The following is a 15,186-nucleotide window of genomic DNA, read 5'->3' as shown; positions in this document are numbered from 1 at the left end:
ATCCTTATTCAGATCCTAATCGCTAATGCGTTGCAGATGATGATGTAATTCGTACCAAAGCTGGTTCACTACGGCGACCAGCTCGCGCCAGTTTTCGAGCGTATCACGATGCACTTGAAAACCTGCACTGGCCTCATAAGCGTTCACAAATGCACTGCGTTGCGGTAGCTCCAGTTCATTGGCCGCCATGGCGTTAGCCAAATCAAAGTAACGCTCTCCCATACCTGAATATTCCCAGTCAATAACCCGTGGCGTTGGCGCAAGGAAGACATGGTGTAAGCCTAAATCGTTATGACAAAAGACCGGATGCGAAGCAAAGTTATCGATTAACTTACGAAAACTCCGCAAACGAAGTTCAAATTGTTTGGCATGTTCACGGTCAAATTCTGCGAGTTGCTGACAATACCGTGCCAAACGCTCACGCAAGGACCACACCGGTGCCTTAATAGTGACGCGGTGAATGTGCGCAGCTAAATCTGCTAGTTCACGAAGTTTGTCAGCCATCGATAGATCGGCATGCGCAAGATCCGGCTCTTCAAGGTAAGCCTGCAATACCAATCCTTGTGCCGCATCATAATGCAAAACGTCAGGAGCAAGTTGCTGCTCGGCCAGCTGACGTTGCACAAGCACTTCTTGATCACGATCCAGTCCATAGGGGTGATCAAAGCGAAATTGCTTCAGAATATAGTTGCTTTTCGTTGTGGTGATTTTGTAGACGTTGTTCGCCACCCCGCGCAAGAGGGGCTCTGCTTTGATCACGCCGTGTATAGGAAGGCTATCTAGCCACTGCTGCTGCATTGTTGCTGTTCCGTCCTTGCTGTTTGCCACTGCCACATCGCATAAAACACTAGTATAAGGTATACGAAATAAAGTGCACCCGTGATCACAAATCCTTTGCTCGCATACAGGTAAACATAAACAGTATCGATGATCAGCCAGTACCACCAATTGGCAAACTGCTTGCGGGTGAGCAGCCAAGTCGCAAATAATGAAAAGACCGTGGTGTAGCTATCGAGCCATACCGCATCGGCCGTTGTATAGCACTCTAACGCTAAAGCCACTGCACTAGCTACTAACACTAAAATCGCCAGCCAACGCAAATGCCAAGCGAGACTTAACTCAGCAACCTTTTGTGCTGCAGACCGCCCCGCTCCGTAGCGCCATTGCCACCAACCATAGCCAGCAAGCAGCACATAAACCACCTGTAACACGGTCTCCATATACAACTGCGCATGCCACATCAAATAAGTATAAATACTGCAGCTGATGGCGGCGGCCAACCAACACCACAATGACTGATGTGCAGCCAATACCAAATAAGCCACAGCTAACACTACGGCCGACCACTCCAACCACGAAGTCGCCATAACTTGTTCACTAATGGTCTGCACAAAATCAGTCATATGTGTGTCCTTAACGGCGCTTAAAAGTGGTAATTCAGTGTCACACCAACACGTCGCGGTTCACCGAATTGCTCGTAGGTTTCACTGACGTACTCTTTGCGCGGATCGTTACCAAAGTAAAAACCGCGAATACCGTAATCTTCATCATTCAAATTACGGGCCCAAAGGCGCACTCGCCATGGTCCCTTGCGCCAGCGAATGTAAGCGTTCACTACCGCCATGCTATCGGCCTCGCTCATGTGCGAATCAGAATAGTAAAAGCCATCTTTGGCATCGACCGAAAGTCCCATTTGCCAAGCTTCTGCAAGCTGGTAATTCACGCCTGCGTTAACCTGATAGTTCGGCGCATGGGCTTGTTCGCGTCCGCTCATGTCAACACCATCTTCAGTGACAAAGCCTTCAATTTCCGTTTCGAGTAAGCCAATATTGGTAAAAAGCTCGAGCGCTTCAAGCGGACGATAACTTACTTCAAACTCGGCACCATAGGCCTTACCTTCTGCTGCATTTTGCAAATAACCAACAAAGCTTTGGTCACGGTTCACCCAGCCTTTGAGCTGCACATCATCGCGTTGATGCGCGAAAACAGCTAATTGCATGCTCAGGCGGCCATCGGCACTAACGCGTTTGTGGCCAACCTCAAGGCTGGTTAGAAGTTCTGGTGCAAAGGTTGCGCGCGCCAGCAGATACTCGCGTAACTCGGTGAGCTCGGTGTCTTGCACCTTACCTAAAGCGTCACCATTAACCCCGCCGGCTTTGTAGCCACGCGCAACGGTGGCGTACCATAAGACGTCGGTGTCCGGTAAGTAACTCAGGCTTAAACGTCCGCCCCACATGGTGTCTTCAGGCGTCTCGTTCACGCCATTAGTGTCGGTGTAAGGGTTATCATAACGCTCAGCTCGTGCGCCAGTGGTAATGCGCCACTCCGGTGACAAGTGCTGCGTGAGTTCACCGTACAGCGCATTGTGACGGCTTTCATAGGTGCTGGAAAAACTATCCTGCTGCCCTATATCCCAGTTAAAGAAGTCACGGGTAAGTACTTCGTCGCGGCGGTAATGGTAAACGCCGAGCACCCAGTCACTGTCACTTCCTAACACACGAATCGGCTGCGTACTGACCAAACGGGCCTCGAGGGTATGATCATCACGCTCACGTTCATAGGCATCAAACGAACTGTATTCCCAGCCCGGCGCAATACCTACGTAACTCCAATCTTCATCGTAACTATACACACTCTCGGCCCCTAAAAACGCGTAGGCCAGCTCAACCTCGGCACCTTGCCATCCGGCATAAGTAAGCGCAAGGCGCGCAGCGCGGGTGCGTAAATCATCTTCACCGGGCTCATCGGAAAGGGTGGTGCGATTATTATCTAATGAAAAAGCATCGTAACCATTGTCTTGGCGTAAGGCATGCAAGGTGGTACGTAATTGCCAATCTTGTCCTAAATCGCTGTAGAGATTCGCACGTAAATTGCGCTCAGAGCGTTTGTTGGTATCGTCACGATTTAAATAGGTATTCTCGATAAAGCCATCATCACGCTGTTGGAACACACTTAAACGTCCGCTACCCAAAGCACCAAGATCGCCCCCTACGGCAAAGCCACCACTAAGCGCGTCGTAGTTGGCCATGCCAAGTTGCCACACACCTTTGGTTTCCGCACTCGGCATGGTGCTCTCCAACACCATCATACCGGCCATGCCATCAGCACCGAAGCGGCCGCTTTGCGGGCCACGGTAGACTTCAATTTGGCTAATATCGAACAGTTGTGCCGCTTGCGCTAACCCGCTGTAGTTGATGCCGTCAACTAACAGCCCCACGGAAGGTTGGATAGGATCAACGAATTGGCTGCGTTCACCGACACCACGGATTTGAATAAACCGTGCACGCGATGAGCCACCGGAAAAATTCACATTGGCAAATGCATTCAGCGTTGACTCGAGGTGCAAGGCGCCGCGCTCGGCCACCTCTTCGGCCACTAAAGCTGTGACACTTGTTGGTGCTTCTTGCACAGTCATCTGGCGGAATTCACCTTGAATGGTGATACGTTCAACGGACTTCTGTGCGTCGCTTTGGTTCTCTTGTGCGAACACCATCGGCGTTGTCGCGAGACTTGATAGACCTAAATAGACCGCAACGGCCAGGGTAGATTTTTGCATGGATCATTTCCTCAACGTCTGGTTCAGAAATAATCCGGTCGGGCAGGATTCAAATGGACTAAGGTTGTTAGCTACCATCCCTACGCCAGTATTAACCGGATCAGGTGCAAAGGGTTCGCATGTTGCATCTCAGCCACTGCACGACGAATCGCTACAGGGGCACCCCTTGGTAAATTGCGCTGCGAAGTATAGCAGCGCGGTTAAATGAAGGCTAGTGCGTCGCCATAAAGTTGCTCTAATGGCAAACCGCGTGCGTGAAAATCATCACGAATCACGCGCACCATTTCAAAACGCCCCGCCACATAAACGTCAGCTTCATTTAAGTCAGATTGTTCTGCCAATACGGCATGGGGAACTAAGCCAATAGCGCCGTGCCAATCAGCTCCCGCTTCTTCTACAACGGGCCGGTAATGAAAGTTTTCATGTTCAGTGCTCAACTGTTTCAGCCTGTCGTCGTAGTACAAGTCAGCCGCCTTACGCCCCCCCCAATACAGCGTGATCGGGCGCTTTGCCCCGCTACGTAAATGTGCCTGTAAGATCGACCAAGTATAAGAAAAACCCGTACCGCCAGCGATCAGAATCAGTGGGCGCTCACTTGCTTCGCGATACCCCGCGTCACCTAAAGGTGCTTCCACTGTTAACTCGCCATCGACACGAATGGCCTCGATAACCTCCATGGCATAAGGGTTGTCCGGCGTGGCACCAATGTGCAACTCAAGCTCACGGGTTTTCGACGGGCATGAGGCAATCGAAAAAGGTCGCTTATCGCGTTCGCCCATCACCACTTGTAAGTACTGCCCGGCCACAAAATCAATGGCTTCGGGAAGTTCCAAAAGCACGCGGTAGACGTTTGGTGAAAGGGTTTCTAGCGCTGTAACCTTACAAGAAAACTGTTTCATTTAACTGACTTATCCTGTTGCAAAATTCCAAGGTCATCCCACATGTCGTCGACGCGCTGTTTTACCGCCTCGTCCATGACGATGGGTACACCCCACTCACGATCGGTCTCGCCCGGCCACTTATTGGTCGCGTCCATGCCCATTTTCGAACCCAGCCCCGATACGGGTGACGCAAAATCAAGGTAATCAATCGGTGTATTCTCAATCAACACGGTGTCACGTGCGGGATCCATGCGCGTCGTCATCGCCCAAATCACATCTTTCCAATCACGCGCGTTCACGTCATCATCACAGACAATCACGAATTTGGTGTACATAAATTGGCGCAAGAACGACCACACGCCCATCATCACGCGCTTGGCATGACCGGCGTATTGCTTTTTCATGGTCACCACCGCCACCCGATAAGAACAGCCCTCTGGTGGCAGATAGAAATCCACAATTTCAGGAAACTGCTTTTGTAACAGCGGCACAAACACTTCGTTCAAGGCGACACCCAACACCGCCGGTTCATCCGGTGGCCGCCCCGTGTAGGTCGAGTGATAAATAGGCTCACGGCGCTGCGTAACATGGGTCACCGTAAAGACTGGGAAGTCATCCACTTCATTGTAGTAACCGGTGTGATCGCCATAAGGCCCTTCGGGAGCCATTTCGCCCGGTTCAATATAGCCTTCCAGAATGATTTCAGCGTGCGCGGGCACCTGTAAGTCGTTACTTACACACTTGGCGACTTCGGTTTTTCCATCGCGTAACAAACCGGCAAAAGCATATTCCGAAAGAGTGTCTGGCACTGGTGTCACAGCACCAAGAATCGTTGCCGGATCAGCACCTAGTGCCACGGCGACTGGAAAGCGTTCACCTGGATGCTGCTTTTGCCATTCTTGAAAATCCAAGGCGCCGCCACGATGCGACAACCAGCGCATAATGACTTTATTTTTTCCAAGCAACTGCTGGCGATAAATACCAAGATTCTGGCGCTCTTTATGCGGCCCTTTGGTTACCGTCAGCCCCCAAGTGATCAACGGCGCCACATCACCCGGCCAACAATGCTGAATGGGCAGCTTAGTTAAATCAACCTCATCGCCACTCAGCACCACCTCTTGGCAAGGCGCTTTCTTAAGTTGCTTCGGCGACATGCTCAAAACTTTCTTGTACATCGGTAACAGATTTAGTGCGTCGCGAAAGCCTTTCGGCGGCTCCGGCTCTTTCAAAAACGCGAGTAACTTACCCACATCGCGTAACGCTGCAACCGACTCTTGGCCCATGCCTAGTGCCACCCGTTCAGGCGTCCCAAACAAATTCGCCAGTACCGGCACCGAGTGACCTTTCACATTTTCAAATAACAGCGCTGGGCCACCCGCTTTCAACGTACGATCGGAAATTTCGGTGATCTCCAAATACGGATCCACCTCCATTTGAATTCGTTTTAGCTCGCCGCGCTGCTCTAGCAACGCGATAAAATCACGCAAATCTTGATACTTCACTGCGTCCGCCCTTTTCGCGACTCAATTGCCGCTAGTATACTGGTTTTTCTAGCTGTTTTCAGCGCCTCGAAAGTGCGCTAGGCTTAAACGCATTATCAGCCACGGACGATCACCCCTTTATGCTCGAATTTAACCCTGCCGTCATTGCGATTGGACTCTTCACTTTGCTGTTAACTGTGGCCAGTCTGCTACCTTTATCGCAGCGTACGCACTGGTTGATTCGACTCTGGGACTTTCCGCGGCTACAACTCACGGCAGTTGCGCTCACGCTGCTCGTGGCGAGCGCTATTTGGTTACCAATAGCCAGCAGTACAACATGGTTTCTTGTTAGTATTCAGGTCGTCTGCTGTGCTTGGCAGCTCTGGTGGATTTTTCCATACACGCCGCTAGCTGCGCGAACAGTACCGCGCTACCACCGCAAGCACGACGAAAAGTCGGTCGAAGAGCACTTGCGTATTTTGACGGTCAATGTACTCGAACATAACCGCAATGCGGTCGAGCTGGTTCGCATGATCAACCGCGAGCGCCCTGACATCATCGTCGCGGTCGAAACCGACGACTGGTGGGAAAAGCAACTCACAGACATTGAGGATGACTTACCGCACGTCGTACGCGTACCACAGAATAACCTTTACGGCATGATGCTTTACTCGGTCTGGCCACTCGAGAATGTGCAAATTGAGAACATTATCGAAGACAACGTACCATCGATTCATGCTGATATTCAGATGCCTGATGGGCGGGTCGTGAAACTGCGCTGTGTGCACCCAGCACCACCGAGCCCAACCGAAAATGAAAAGTCGAAGCCTCGCGATCGCGAACTTTTGCAAGTTGCCAAACGCGCCGCTAACGACAGCGGCCCGGTCATTGTCACCGGCGATCTCAACGACGTCGCCTGGTCACCAACCACGCGCGAATTCCTGCGCGTCAGTAGGCTCCTCGACCCACGCATGGGCCGCGGCTTTTTCAACACGTTCCACGCGCAACTGCCGTTCTTACGCTGGCCCCTCGATCACCTGTTCCATAGCGAACACTTCATGCTGGTCAAAATGCGCCGCCTTCCCAAATTCGGCTCCGACCACTTCCCACTACTGATCGAGCTCGCCCTCAAACGCCAAGACTAAGCTTCGGGCTTTTGGCGAATTCGGGGATCCATTTCCTGAGGACGCTGTGAACCCATCCCTGGGGGCTTGTGTGCCGCATCCCTGCGGCACGCACCTCAGGAAATGGATCCCCGAACTCATCTGCACCCTTCGCACGAATAAGCATTAAAACCTAAACATTGTGGAACATCTAAACCTATAAAAGATGGGTTATTGATGAATGCCGAGTGTGAGGTCGCAACCCGAGTAGCAGGGGTGTAGAAATCGTTAGTGTTGGATTGGATGGCCGCCCGCAGGCGAAGGTGATTTCACGCGCTCGATTGGCTGAGGGTGCGTGCCGCAGGGATGCGGCACACAAGCCCCCAGGGATGGGTTCACGGCGTCCCTCAGCAATCGAGCGCGTGGAAGCGCCGAAGCCAAGGGCGGCCGTGCAAGCCAACCGTTACGATTTCTGGCGCTTCATGGCCTCGAAGAATTCGTCGTTGGTTTTGGTCATTTGAAGTTTGTCGATGAGGAATTCCATCGCTTCGGTTTCGCCCATTGGGTGAACGATTTTGCGTAGGATCCACATTTTCTGGAGTTCTTCCGGTGAGGTAAGAAGCTCTTCACGACGGGTGCCTGAACGGTTGAAGTCGATCGCTGGGAAGACGCGCTTCTCTGCAATCTTGCGGTTCAGGTGCAATTCCATGTTACCGGTACCTTTAAACTCTTCGTAGATGACTTCATCCATTTTCGAGCCGGTATCGATAAGCGCCGTTGCGATAATCGTTAAGCTGCCACCTTCCTCGACGTTACGCGCCGCACCGAAGAAACGCTTCGGTTTGTGCAAGGCGTTGGCGTCGACACCACCGGTCAGGACTTTACCTGAGCTTGGGATAACCGTGTTGTAAGCGCGAGCCAAACGGGTAATCGAGTCGAGTAGAATCACCACGTCTTTCTTGTGCTCAACCAAGCGTTTCGCTTTTTCGATGACCATTTCAGCAACTTGCACGTGACGGTTTGCTGGCTCGTCGAAGGTCGACGCAACCACTTCGCCTTTCACTAGGCGATGCATCTCGGTAACTTCTTCCGGACGCTCATCAATCAACAACACCATCAACACACAGTCAGGGTGGTTCGCCGCAATCGACTGGGCGATGTTCTGCAGCAACAAGGTTTTACCCGCTTTCGGTGGCGCTACGATCAAGCCACGCTGACCTTTACCAATCGGTGAGGCTAAGTCGAGTACGCGCGCAGTGATATCTTCTGTTGAGCCATTACCACGCTCCATGCGCAGACGTTCGTCGGCATGCAGTGGGGTAAGGTTTTCAAAGAGGATTTTGTTGCGGGAGTTTTCTGGCTTGTCGAAGTTGACTTCGCGAATCTTAAGGAGGGCAAAATAACGTTCGCCTTCTTTCGGCGGTCGGATTTTGCCGGCGACGGTATCACCCGTGCGCAAGTTGAACCGACGAATCTGGCTTGGCGACACGTAAATGTCGTCAGGCCCGGCAAGGTAAGAAGAGTCCGCGGAACGCAAGAAGCCAAAACCGTCTTGCAAGATTTCTAACACCCCGTCGCCATAAATGTCTTCACCGCTTTTCGCGTGAGCTTTCAAAATGGCAAAAATGATGTCTTGTTTGCGGGTACGTGCCATGGCCTCTAGGCCCATGGATTCTGCGAGCTGTACCAGCTCGTTTACTGGTTTATTTTTTAATTCTGTAAGATTCATAAGAAGGGTATGACTTTAGTGTCCAAAGAAAACAAAGGGTTCGTTTAGTTTATAGCTTTCGGGGTTGCTATCTGGCTGCCGGAAGGCTGGCAACCTGAAGAAATATGGGTGAAAAGTAACACCTAAATAGCGATTCGTCCAGTTTTTTGCTGCTTATTTAGGCTAAAGTTCACGAAAACGTCACCAAACCTTGCGGTTTGGCAACATTTTTCGCAACTCAATCTTATAGGTTTGAGTCAATAAACTCAGCCAATTGAGCTTTCGACAACGCACCCACTTTAGTGCCCGCTACTTCGCCGTTCTTAAATAACAACAACGTTGGAATACCGCGGATACCATACTTCGGTGGTGTCTGACTATTATGATCAACGTTCAGTTTACCGATAGTGATGCGATCGCCGTACTCGTTTGCAATGTCGTCTAGAATCGGTGCAATCATTTTGCACGGGCCACACCATTCGGCCCAAAAGTCGACCAGTACTGGCTTATCTGAATTGAGGACGTCGGCCTCAAAAGTATCATCACTTAGCTGAACAATTTTATCACTCATGGTAATCTCCGCTGCTGAATTCGCGTGAAATAATAAAACCCTATTATTTCTGTTTTTGAATGTTAGCGCAAACTGGTATGCTTAGGCTATGAGTAAAACACACCTTACAGAGACACGCTTTGCCGATCTCGACCTGCATCCGCAGGTATTAACTGCTTTAAACAAGGCGGGCTTTGAATATTGCACGCCTATTCAAGCTTTGAGCTTACCTGTCGCCTTGAAAGGCCAGGATGTCGCTGGTCAAGCACAAACTGGGACAGGTAAAACCCTAGCATTCCTTGTGGCGACCTTTACCACTTTGCTAAATAAGCCGCGAGAGGGCGAAAAACGTTATCCGCGCGCTATTATTATGGCTCCTACGCGTGAACTCGCCATTCAGATTGCAAACGATGCAGAACTGTTAGCGGATCACTGCGACATGCGCCTTGGCATCATTTATGGGGGCGAAGGTTACGAAAGTCAACGGCAGAAGCTCGAAGAAGGGGTCGATATTTTAATCGGCACCACGGGCCGTTTGATTGACTATTGCAAACAAGGCATCTACCAGCTCGACAAAATTGAGGTAGTGGTGCTTGATGAAGCCGACCGTATGTTCGACTTGGGGTTTATCAAAGACATTCGTTACATGTTCAACAAAATGCCGGGTGCGAAAGAACGCCAAAGCATGTTGTTCTCAGCGACGCTGTCACAGCGCGTGCAAGAACTTGCTTATGATCACATGAATTCGCCAACGAAAGTTGAAGTGGAACCGACGCAAAAAACAGGTATCCGCATCTCGGAAGAACTTTTTTATCCATCAAAGCAAGATAAAATTAAGCTTCTGCTCACATTGATCGAAGAAGATTGGCCAGATAAAGCGATTATTTTTGCCAACACCAAACACGTTTGTGAAAAGCTTTATCAATGGCTTGCGGCCGATGGTCACCGCGTTGGTTTACTGACAGGTGACGTACCGCAACGCAAGCGCCTAAAAATCCTTGAGCAATTCACCGACGGTTCCCTCGATTTTCTTGTGGCAACCGACGTCGCAGCTCGCGGCTTACACATCCCCGAAGTCAGTCATGTTTATAATTATGACTTGCCCGACGACTTTGAAGACTACGTGCATCGTATTGGTCGTACTGGGCGTGCTGGGGCAAGTGGTAAGGCGATTAATCTTGCCTGCGAAGAGTACGTGTACAATTTGCCTGCGATCGAAGATTACATCGGTCACACCATTCCGGTCACGAAGTATGATCCTGATGCCTTACTTACCGATATTCGCAGCCCTCGTCCTTCGGGTCGACGTCGTGCGCGGGGCGGTCGCCGAGGTGGCAGCCAGCAACGTCGGGGTGGCAACAATCGCGGGGGCAAGCCCTCAGGTAAGCGCAGTAGCAGCTAATGCAGGTTAACACGCGCCTTGCGGCAATCGACTTGGGCTCAAACAGCTTTCACATGTTGATTGCCAAGGCGACTTCGCGTGGCTATCGCATTCTCACTCGCCAACGCCAAAAGGTTCGCCTGGCTGATGGCTTACAAAACGATCTCACCGTTGACAACGCCGCACTCGAACGCGGCGTTGCTTGTTTACAAGGCTTCGCCGAGCTTATTGAACGTTACCAACCGCTACAGGTGCGATGCGTCGCAACAGCGACATTGCGTTTAGCAAAAAACCGCAAACAGTTGCTCAAGCTGTTTGAACAAGCGCTAGGCTTTCCGATTGATGTCATTTCAGGAACCACCGAGGCAGGTCTTATCTACCGCGGCGCCACTGCGGAGCTTGCGCAAGTGCAACAGCCGATGTTGGTGCTTGATATCGGCGGCGCAAGTACAGAGGTCATTGCCGGCATCGGCACTGAGCCGCACGTGTTAAAAAGCCTCGATATGGGGTGTGTGGTTTGGCAGAATCGTTTTTTCGCCAACGCGATTGATACACAAAGTTTTGCTCGCGCAATTGCCGCGGCTGAAGAACTTATTGCACCGCTCGCCAAGACCTATCAAGCTCATGGCTGGGATACAGTATGTGGTGCGTCGGGTACATTCCGCGCGCTGCAAGACCGACTGCGCCACTTAAGCTCTGAGAACATGGACGCAGCGTTTATTATGGATACCATGCAAGCGACCATTGACCTTGGTGATAGTCAGCGCTTGCTTGAGTTGGGTATTCGGGAAGATCGTATTGCGGTATTCTGCGGCGGCCTTGCTATTTTGGTTGCCTTGGTCAAAACACTTAACATTAAGCAAGTTGACTTGGCCCAAGGCGCTTTACGTGAAGGTTTAGTTCACACCATGCTCGCTGAGCGTGGCGCAGCGCGTTAACTTAGCGCTGAGCAAGTTTTTCGGCAGCAGACTTAGCAAAATAAGTAAGAATGCCATCAGCACCAGCACGCTTGAAGCCAAGTAAAGCTTCAAAAATCGCATCTTCAGTCAGCCAACCGTTGGCAATTGCCGCCTGCATCATCGCATACTCGCCACTAACCTGATAAGCAAAGGTCGGCACCTTAAAGGTTTCTTTTACGCGCCGCACAATGTCTAGATAAGGCATACCTGGCTTAACCATGACCATATCGGCACCCTCTTCAAGGTCTAAAGCAACTTCATGCAGCGCTTCATCACTATTGGCGGGGTCCATTTGATAGGTTTTCTTGTTACCACCTTTCAGGTTACCCGCAGAGCCCACTGCATCACGAAACGGTCCATAAAAGGCTGATGCATATTTGGCCGAGTAAGCCATGATTTGCACATTCACATAGCCGTTCTCTTCTAAGGCGTCACGAATAGCTCCTATCCGACCATCCATCATATCTGACGGAGCAACCACATCGGCACCGGCAGCAGCATGGGACAAAGCTTGCCGAACTAAGGCTTCGGTGGTGATATCGTTTTGCACGTAACCTTCGTCATCGATAATGCCGTCTTGCCCATGGGTGGTAAACGGGTCAAGAGCAACATCGGTGATAACGCCCAACTCAGGCACTGCCCGTTTGATCGCGCGCACTGCGCGCTGAGCTAAGCCATCAGCATCCCAAGCTGCTTCTGCAGTCAGCGATTTATCGCTTGCTGGTGTAACCGGAAACAACGCTATCGCAGGAATCCCAAGGGCATAGATAGCCTGACATTCAGCAACCAATAGATCGATGGACAAGCGTTCCACCCCAGGCATGGATGCAACTTTTTCACGTTGCCCCTCGCCTGGAATAACGAACATGGGATAAATAAAATCAGCCGCTGTAAGCGTGTGCTCAGCGACCATGCGACGACTAAAATCATGCCGCCGCAAGCGACGCATGCGGCGGAACGGAAAGGCACCTACGTTAGACATCTATGGCTTTTCACTCACATCATTCAATGAACGGGCAATTCGTATTTGATCACGACCTGCATTCTTGGCTTGGTACAACGCGTTATCTGCTGCTTCTAGCAACTGCTTACTCGATGCATGGCCAGGCATGCTATTCAGCAATGCCATACCAACACTAACGGTAATTTTAACTTCTCCACGCTCAGTTTTAAACGAGTGCGCACGAATGACTTCAGTGACCGTCAGAACTTTATCGTGACAACCAAGCTCTTGCGCGCCCGGCATGAGAACCACGAATTCTTCACCGCCATAGCGATAAATACGGTCGCCCGCGCGACGGAAGTTAACGCGCAGTAATCGGGCTAACTCGACTAACACTTCATCGCCCGCTTGATGGCCTAAGTTGTCGTTCACTTTTTTGAAGTGATCAATGTCGATCATCACCACCGCAATATCATAGCCGGTACGGCGTGCGCGGCGAACTTCAAGAGGTAGGTCGTCGTCAAGAACACCGCGATTATAAAGTTTCGTTAGCCGGTCTTCGTTGCTTTTTACTTCCAAGCGCTGGTTCATTTCTTTGAGCTTGCGCATTACTGCTTCAAGCTCAGCGGTACGTTGCTTAACTTTCACTTCTAGACGTGAATTCAAACGTTGTTCCGCAGCCAAACGCTCGCGTCGATCTTCATTGAAGCGAATCGCTAAAACCAGACTCAACAGCATGATCTCGATCGCCGAGCCAATCATGATGAGATAACGTTGAATAAAGAACGATTCAAAAAAGCCTAAATAGCCAAGGGCGTTAATGATAATCGCCAATAGCAGGACACTCAGCGCTAAGCTATAGATTCGAGCGTAAGCAAGTCCCTGCTGCCATAGCGTAAAACCCGTGATAATGAGAAAGCTGCTCGCCAAAATTGCGACGACGAGAACCGCGTTGATCATTAATTCATAAGGTAATATTAGTGATGCAACGAAGAGTAAGCCGGCGGCAATCATGATGCCCTGCAACCCTTTATGCAACTTCGGTGCACGGCTTTCCGTCTGTAATACTTGACTCGCAACAAGGCTGGCAAAAACAAACACGACGCTACCAAATAACGCAATCGACTTGTATTGAATCCATTCAGACCAAGGCCACAAATACTGATAGCCAGTACCGTCAAGCCCCGCTAGCAATAAGCCAATAGCGACAATATAGGCGCTATAATAGGCAAAGCGTTTATCGCGAGTAACGGTGTAACTGAATAGGTTGTAGATAATCATGCACAATAATAGGCCAAAGTACATTGCCGTTGCGGTATTAAGCGCTTGCTCCGAACCAATCAAATCACTCGGCTGCCAAATGCTTAAAGGCACGCGCATGGAGCTCGTGGTCTCCACCCGCAAGTAAACTTTAACCTCGTCGTGGGTATCAACTGGGAATATAAAATTACGGCTATTCACTTGCCGTTGATCGAACTCATAGCTATCACCAGCTTTGATCCGATTAATAATTTCTCCATCGCGCACAAAGTAGGCGTCGATACGATCAAGAAGCGGATAACCAATGCGGATCATGCGGTCGTAATCAGCCGCCGCAAGGGTGAAGTAAAACCAGTAAACATCTGACGTATAGCCAAACGACGCGCCGTCGCCCGGGAGTATACTCCAATAACTTGGCTCTTTATCGAGTAACTGCTCAACCGACTGGTTACCTGTGCTGTCCACGTGGTAATAGACAGGGGGCATTGATTCTTGCGCATGCGCTGCGGCCGATACCCAAGTGAGCATCAACATACACACAGCGAACCAGCGCTTTAGTTGTTTTGCCATCCTACGCGTCCAAAAAATGAAAAACTATTGTTTCGAGTATACGTCGCAACACTTGCAAGACTCTCGTCTCGCAACTCTGCTACAACGCGTGCTATTTCTGGGAGCCAGCAAGGCTCATTCATGCTTGGGCGGGGTTTGAGCGTTCTCGGAAGCAAAAATGGAGCATCAGTTTCCAAGAGCAAACGCTCACGAGGAATCAGTGGTACCGCTTCGCGTAAAGCGCCCCCACGCCGCTCGTCGCAGACCCATCCTGTGATTCCTATGTAACAGCCTAACTTTAGATACTCTTTGAGTTCACTGCAACCACTTGTGAAGCAATGTGCTAATTTTCTTGGTATTTTTTCGGCAAACTTTTGTAACAAAGCGTACTGCTCGGTAAAAGCATCACGCTCGTGTAGGTAAACGGGAAGCTGCAAGTCCGCTGCGACCTCAAGCTGTTGCTCAAAAACCTTCTGTTGTGCGTCTCGAGGGGAGTAATTGCGGTTGAAATCAAGCCCACATTCACCAATCGCGACAACCGCTGGATGTTGCGCTATCTCATGTAATTGAACTTGCAGGTTACGAGGAGCGTCTTTTGCGTCGTGCGGATGAACACCGGCAGTGACAACGAGCTCGGGGTGGCGTTCGGCAAGCTCGCAGGCCTGACGTGCTTCGTCAAGATTACAGGCGATGACCAACATGCTGTCAACGCCTGCCTCGTGTGCACGCTGGATGACGCCATCTAACCGCTGCTGCAAACGGGCGTTCGTCAGGTTGACCCCTGCGTCAAACCATTGCAGCTGGTCAAGCGTCAT

General features: G+C 50.8%; 13 protein-coding genes and 1 riboswitch. Of the genes, 3 read left to right on the top strand and 10 right to left on the bottom strand.

Annotated features, from left to right (window positions below):
* Window positions 1-15 precede the first annotated feature (15 nt).
* From NV375_RS10630 to ubiD, 5 genes are all read right to left on the bottom strand, one after another.
* Window positions 16-798, bottom strand: a complete 783-nt coding sequence (locus tag NV375_RS10630; protein WP_258808208.1) for a phosphotransferase — start codon at window positions 796-798, stop codon at window positions 16-18.
* Window positions 780-1,403 carry a nicotinamide riboside transporter PnuC gene (gene pnuC / locus NV375_RS10625; RefSeq protein ID WP_258808207.1) on the bottom strand — a complete coding sequence of 208 codons (624 nt, stop codon included), beginning with the start codon at window positions 1,401-1,403 and terminating at the stop codon, window positions 780-782. The genes NV375_RS10630 and pnuC overlap by 19 nt, the downstream gene beginning before the upstream one ends.
* 20 nt (window positions 1,404-1,423) lie before the next feature.
* A complete protein-coding gene (locus tag NV375_RS10620; RefSeq protein ID WP_258808206.1) occupies window positions 1,424-3,556 on the bottom strand; it encodes a TonB-dependent receptor in 2,133 nt (710 codons plus the stop codon).
* 60 nt (window positions 3,557-3,616) lie between these two features.
* A riboswitch (TPP riboswitch) is annotated at window positions 3,617-3,733 on the bottom strand.
* 23 nt (window positions 3,734-3,756) lie between these two features.
* Complete coding sequence (gene fre, locus NV375_RS10615; RefSeq protein ID WP_258808205.1) at window positions 3,757-4,455, bottom strand: NAD(P)H-flavin reductase; 699 nt, start codon at window positions 4,453-4,455, stop codon at window positions 3,757-3,759.
* Window positions 4,452-5,939 (bottom strand): 4-hydroxy-3-polyprenylbenzoate decarboxylase, encoded by a 1,488-nt coding sequence (gene ubiD, locus NV375_RS10610; RefSeq protein WP_258808204.1) that lies wholly within the window; start codon window positions 5,937-5,939, stop codon window positions 4,452-4,454. The genes fre and ubiD overlap by 4 nt, the downstream gene beginning before the upstream one ends.
* Before the next feature lie 119 nt (window positions 5,940-6,058).
* Between ubiD and NV375_RS10605 the strand changes: the two genes are divergently transcribed.
* Window positions 6,059-7,063, top strand: coding sequence for an endonuclease/exonuclease/phosphatase family protein (locus tag NV375_RS10605; protein ID WP_258808203.1), 1,005 nt, complete (start codon window positions 6,059-6,061; stop codon window positions 7,061-7,063).
* A 421-nt stretch (window positions 7,064-7,484) separates the two neighbouring features.
* Here the strand turns inward: NV375_RS10605 and rho are convergent, their stop codons facing one another.
* On the bottom strand, window positions 7,485-8,750 hold the full coding sequence (gene rho, locus NV375_RS10600; RefSeq protein ID WP_258808202.1) for a transcription termination factor Rho: 1,266 nt from the start codon (window positions 8,748-8,750) through the stop codon (window positions 7,485-7,487).
* 223 nt (window positions 8,751-8,973) lie between these two features.
* Complete coding sequence (gene trxA / locus NV375_RS10595) at window positions 8,974-9,300, bottom strand: thioredoxin TrxA (protein WP_126773448.1); 327 nt, start codon at window positions 9,298-9,300, stop codon at window positions 8,974-8,976.
* Window positions 9,301-9,388: 88 nt separating this feature from the next.
* On the opposite strand from trxA, the gene rhlB reads away from it, so the two are divergent.
* Complete coding sequence (gene rhlB, locus NV375_RS10590; protein WP_258808201.1) at window positions 9,389-10,681, top strand: ATP-dependent RNA helicase RhlB; 1,293 nt, start codon at window positions 9,389-9,391, stop codon at window positions 10,679-10,681.
* Window positions 10,681-11,598 carry a Ppx/GppA family phosphatase gene (locus tag NV375_RS10585; RefSeq protein ID WP_258808200.1) on the top strand — a complete coding sequence of 306 codons (918 nt, stop codon included), beginning with the start codon at window positions 10,681-10,683 and terminating at the stop codon, window positions 11,596-11,598. The genes rhlB and NV375_RS10585 overlap by 1 nt, the downstream gene beginning before the upstream one ends.
* A gap of 1 nt (window position 11,599) precedes the next feature.
* Here the strand turns inward: NV375_RS10585 and hemB are convergent, their stop codons facing one another.
* Genes hemB through NV375_RS10570 form a run of 3 tightly spaced genes read right to left on the bottom strand, consistent with a single transcriptional unit; the run spans window position 11,600 to window position 15,186 of the window.
* The gene (gene hemB / locus NV375_RS10580) at window positions 11,600-12,601 is read right to left on the bottom strand and encodes a porphobilinogen synthase (protein WP_258808199.1); all 1,002 of its coding nucleotides are present in this window, start codon (window positions 12,599-12,601) and stop codon (window positions 11,600-11,602) included.
* Window positions 12,602-14,392: a diguanylate cyclase gene (locus NV375_RS10575; RefSeq protein ID WP_258808198.1), complete on the bottom strand. Its 1,791-nt coding sequence runs from the start codon at window positions 14,390-14,392 to the stop codon at window positions 12,602-12,604.
* Window positions 14,377-15,186, bottom strand: coding sequence for a TatD family hydrolase (locus NV375_RS10570; protein ID WP_258808197.1), 810 nt, complete (start codon window positions 15,184-15,186; stop codon window positions 14,377-14,379). Before NV375_RS10570 ends, NV375_RS10575 begins: the two co-directional genes overlap by 16 nt.

It is taken from the genome of Pseudidiomarina sp. CB1 (genome assembly GCF_024752025.1).
GTDB lineage: Bacteria > Pseudomonadota > Gammaproteobacteria > Enterobacterales > Alteromonadaceae > Pseudidiomarina.
This window is presented reverse-complemented; position numbering and strand designations above follow the sequence as displayed.

Excerpts from the sequence above, each read along its gene's own strand:
- NV375_RS10630 (WP_258808208.1), bottom strand. The coding sequence starts at position 798 with ATGCAGCAGCAGTGGCTAGATAGCCTTCCTATACACGGCGTGATCAAA.
- pnuC (WP_258808207.1), bottom strand. The coding sequence starts at position 1,403 with ATGACTGATTTTGTGCAGACCATTAGTGAACAAGTTATGGCGACTTCG.
- NV375_RS10620 (WP_258808206.1), bottom strand. The coding sequence starts at position 3,556 with ATGCAAAAATCTACCCTGGCCGTTGCGGTCTATTTAGGTCTATCAAGT.
- fre (WP_258808205.1), bottom strand. The coding sequence starts at position 4,455 with ATGAAACAGTTTTCTTGTAAGGTTACAGCGCTAGAAACCCTTTCACCA.
- NV375_RS10605 (WP_258808203.1), top strand. The coding sequence starts at position 6,059 with ATGCTCGAATTTAACCCTGCCGTCATTGCGATTGGACTCTTCACTTTG.
- rho (WP_258808202.1), bottom strand. The coding sequence starts at position 8,750 with ATGAATCTTACAGAATTAAAAAATAAACCAGTAAACGAGCTGGTACAG.
- trxA (WP_126773448.1), bottom strand. The coding sequence starts at position 9,300 with ATGAGTGATAAAATTGTTCAGCTAAGTGATGATACTTTTGAGGCCGAC.
- rhlB (WP_258808201.1), top strand. The coding sequence starts at position 9,389 with ATGAGTAAAACACACCTTACAGAGACACGCTTTGCCGATCTCGACCTG.
- NV375_RS10585 (WP_258808200.1), top strand. The coding sequence starts at position 10,681 with ATGCAGGTTAACACGCGCCTTGCGGCAATCGACTTGGGCTCAAACAGC.
- hemB (WP_258808199.1), bottom strand. The coding sequence starts at position 12,601 with ATGTCTAACGTAGGTGCCTTTCCGTTCCGCCGCATGCGTCGCTTGCGG.
- NV375_RS10575 (WP_258808198.1), bottom strand. The coding sequence starts at position 14,392 with ATGGCAAAACAACTAAAGCGCTGGTTCGCTGTGTGTATGTTGATGCTC.
- NV375_RS10570 (WP_258808197.1), bottom strand. The coding sequence starts at position 15,186 with ATGACGCTTGACCAGCTGCAATGGTTTGACGCAGGGGTCAACCTGACG.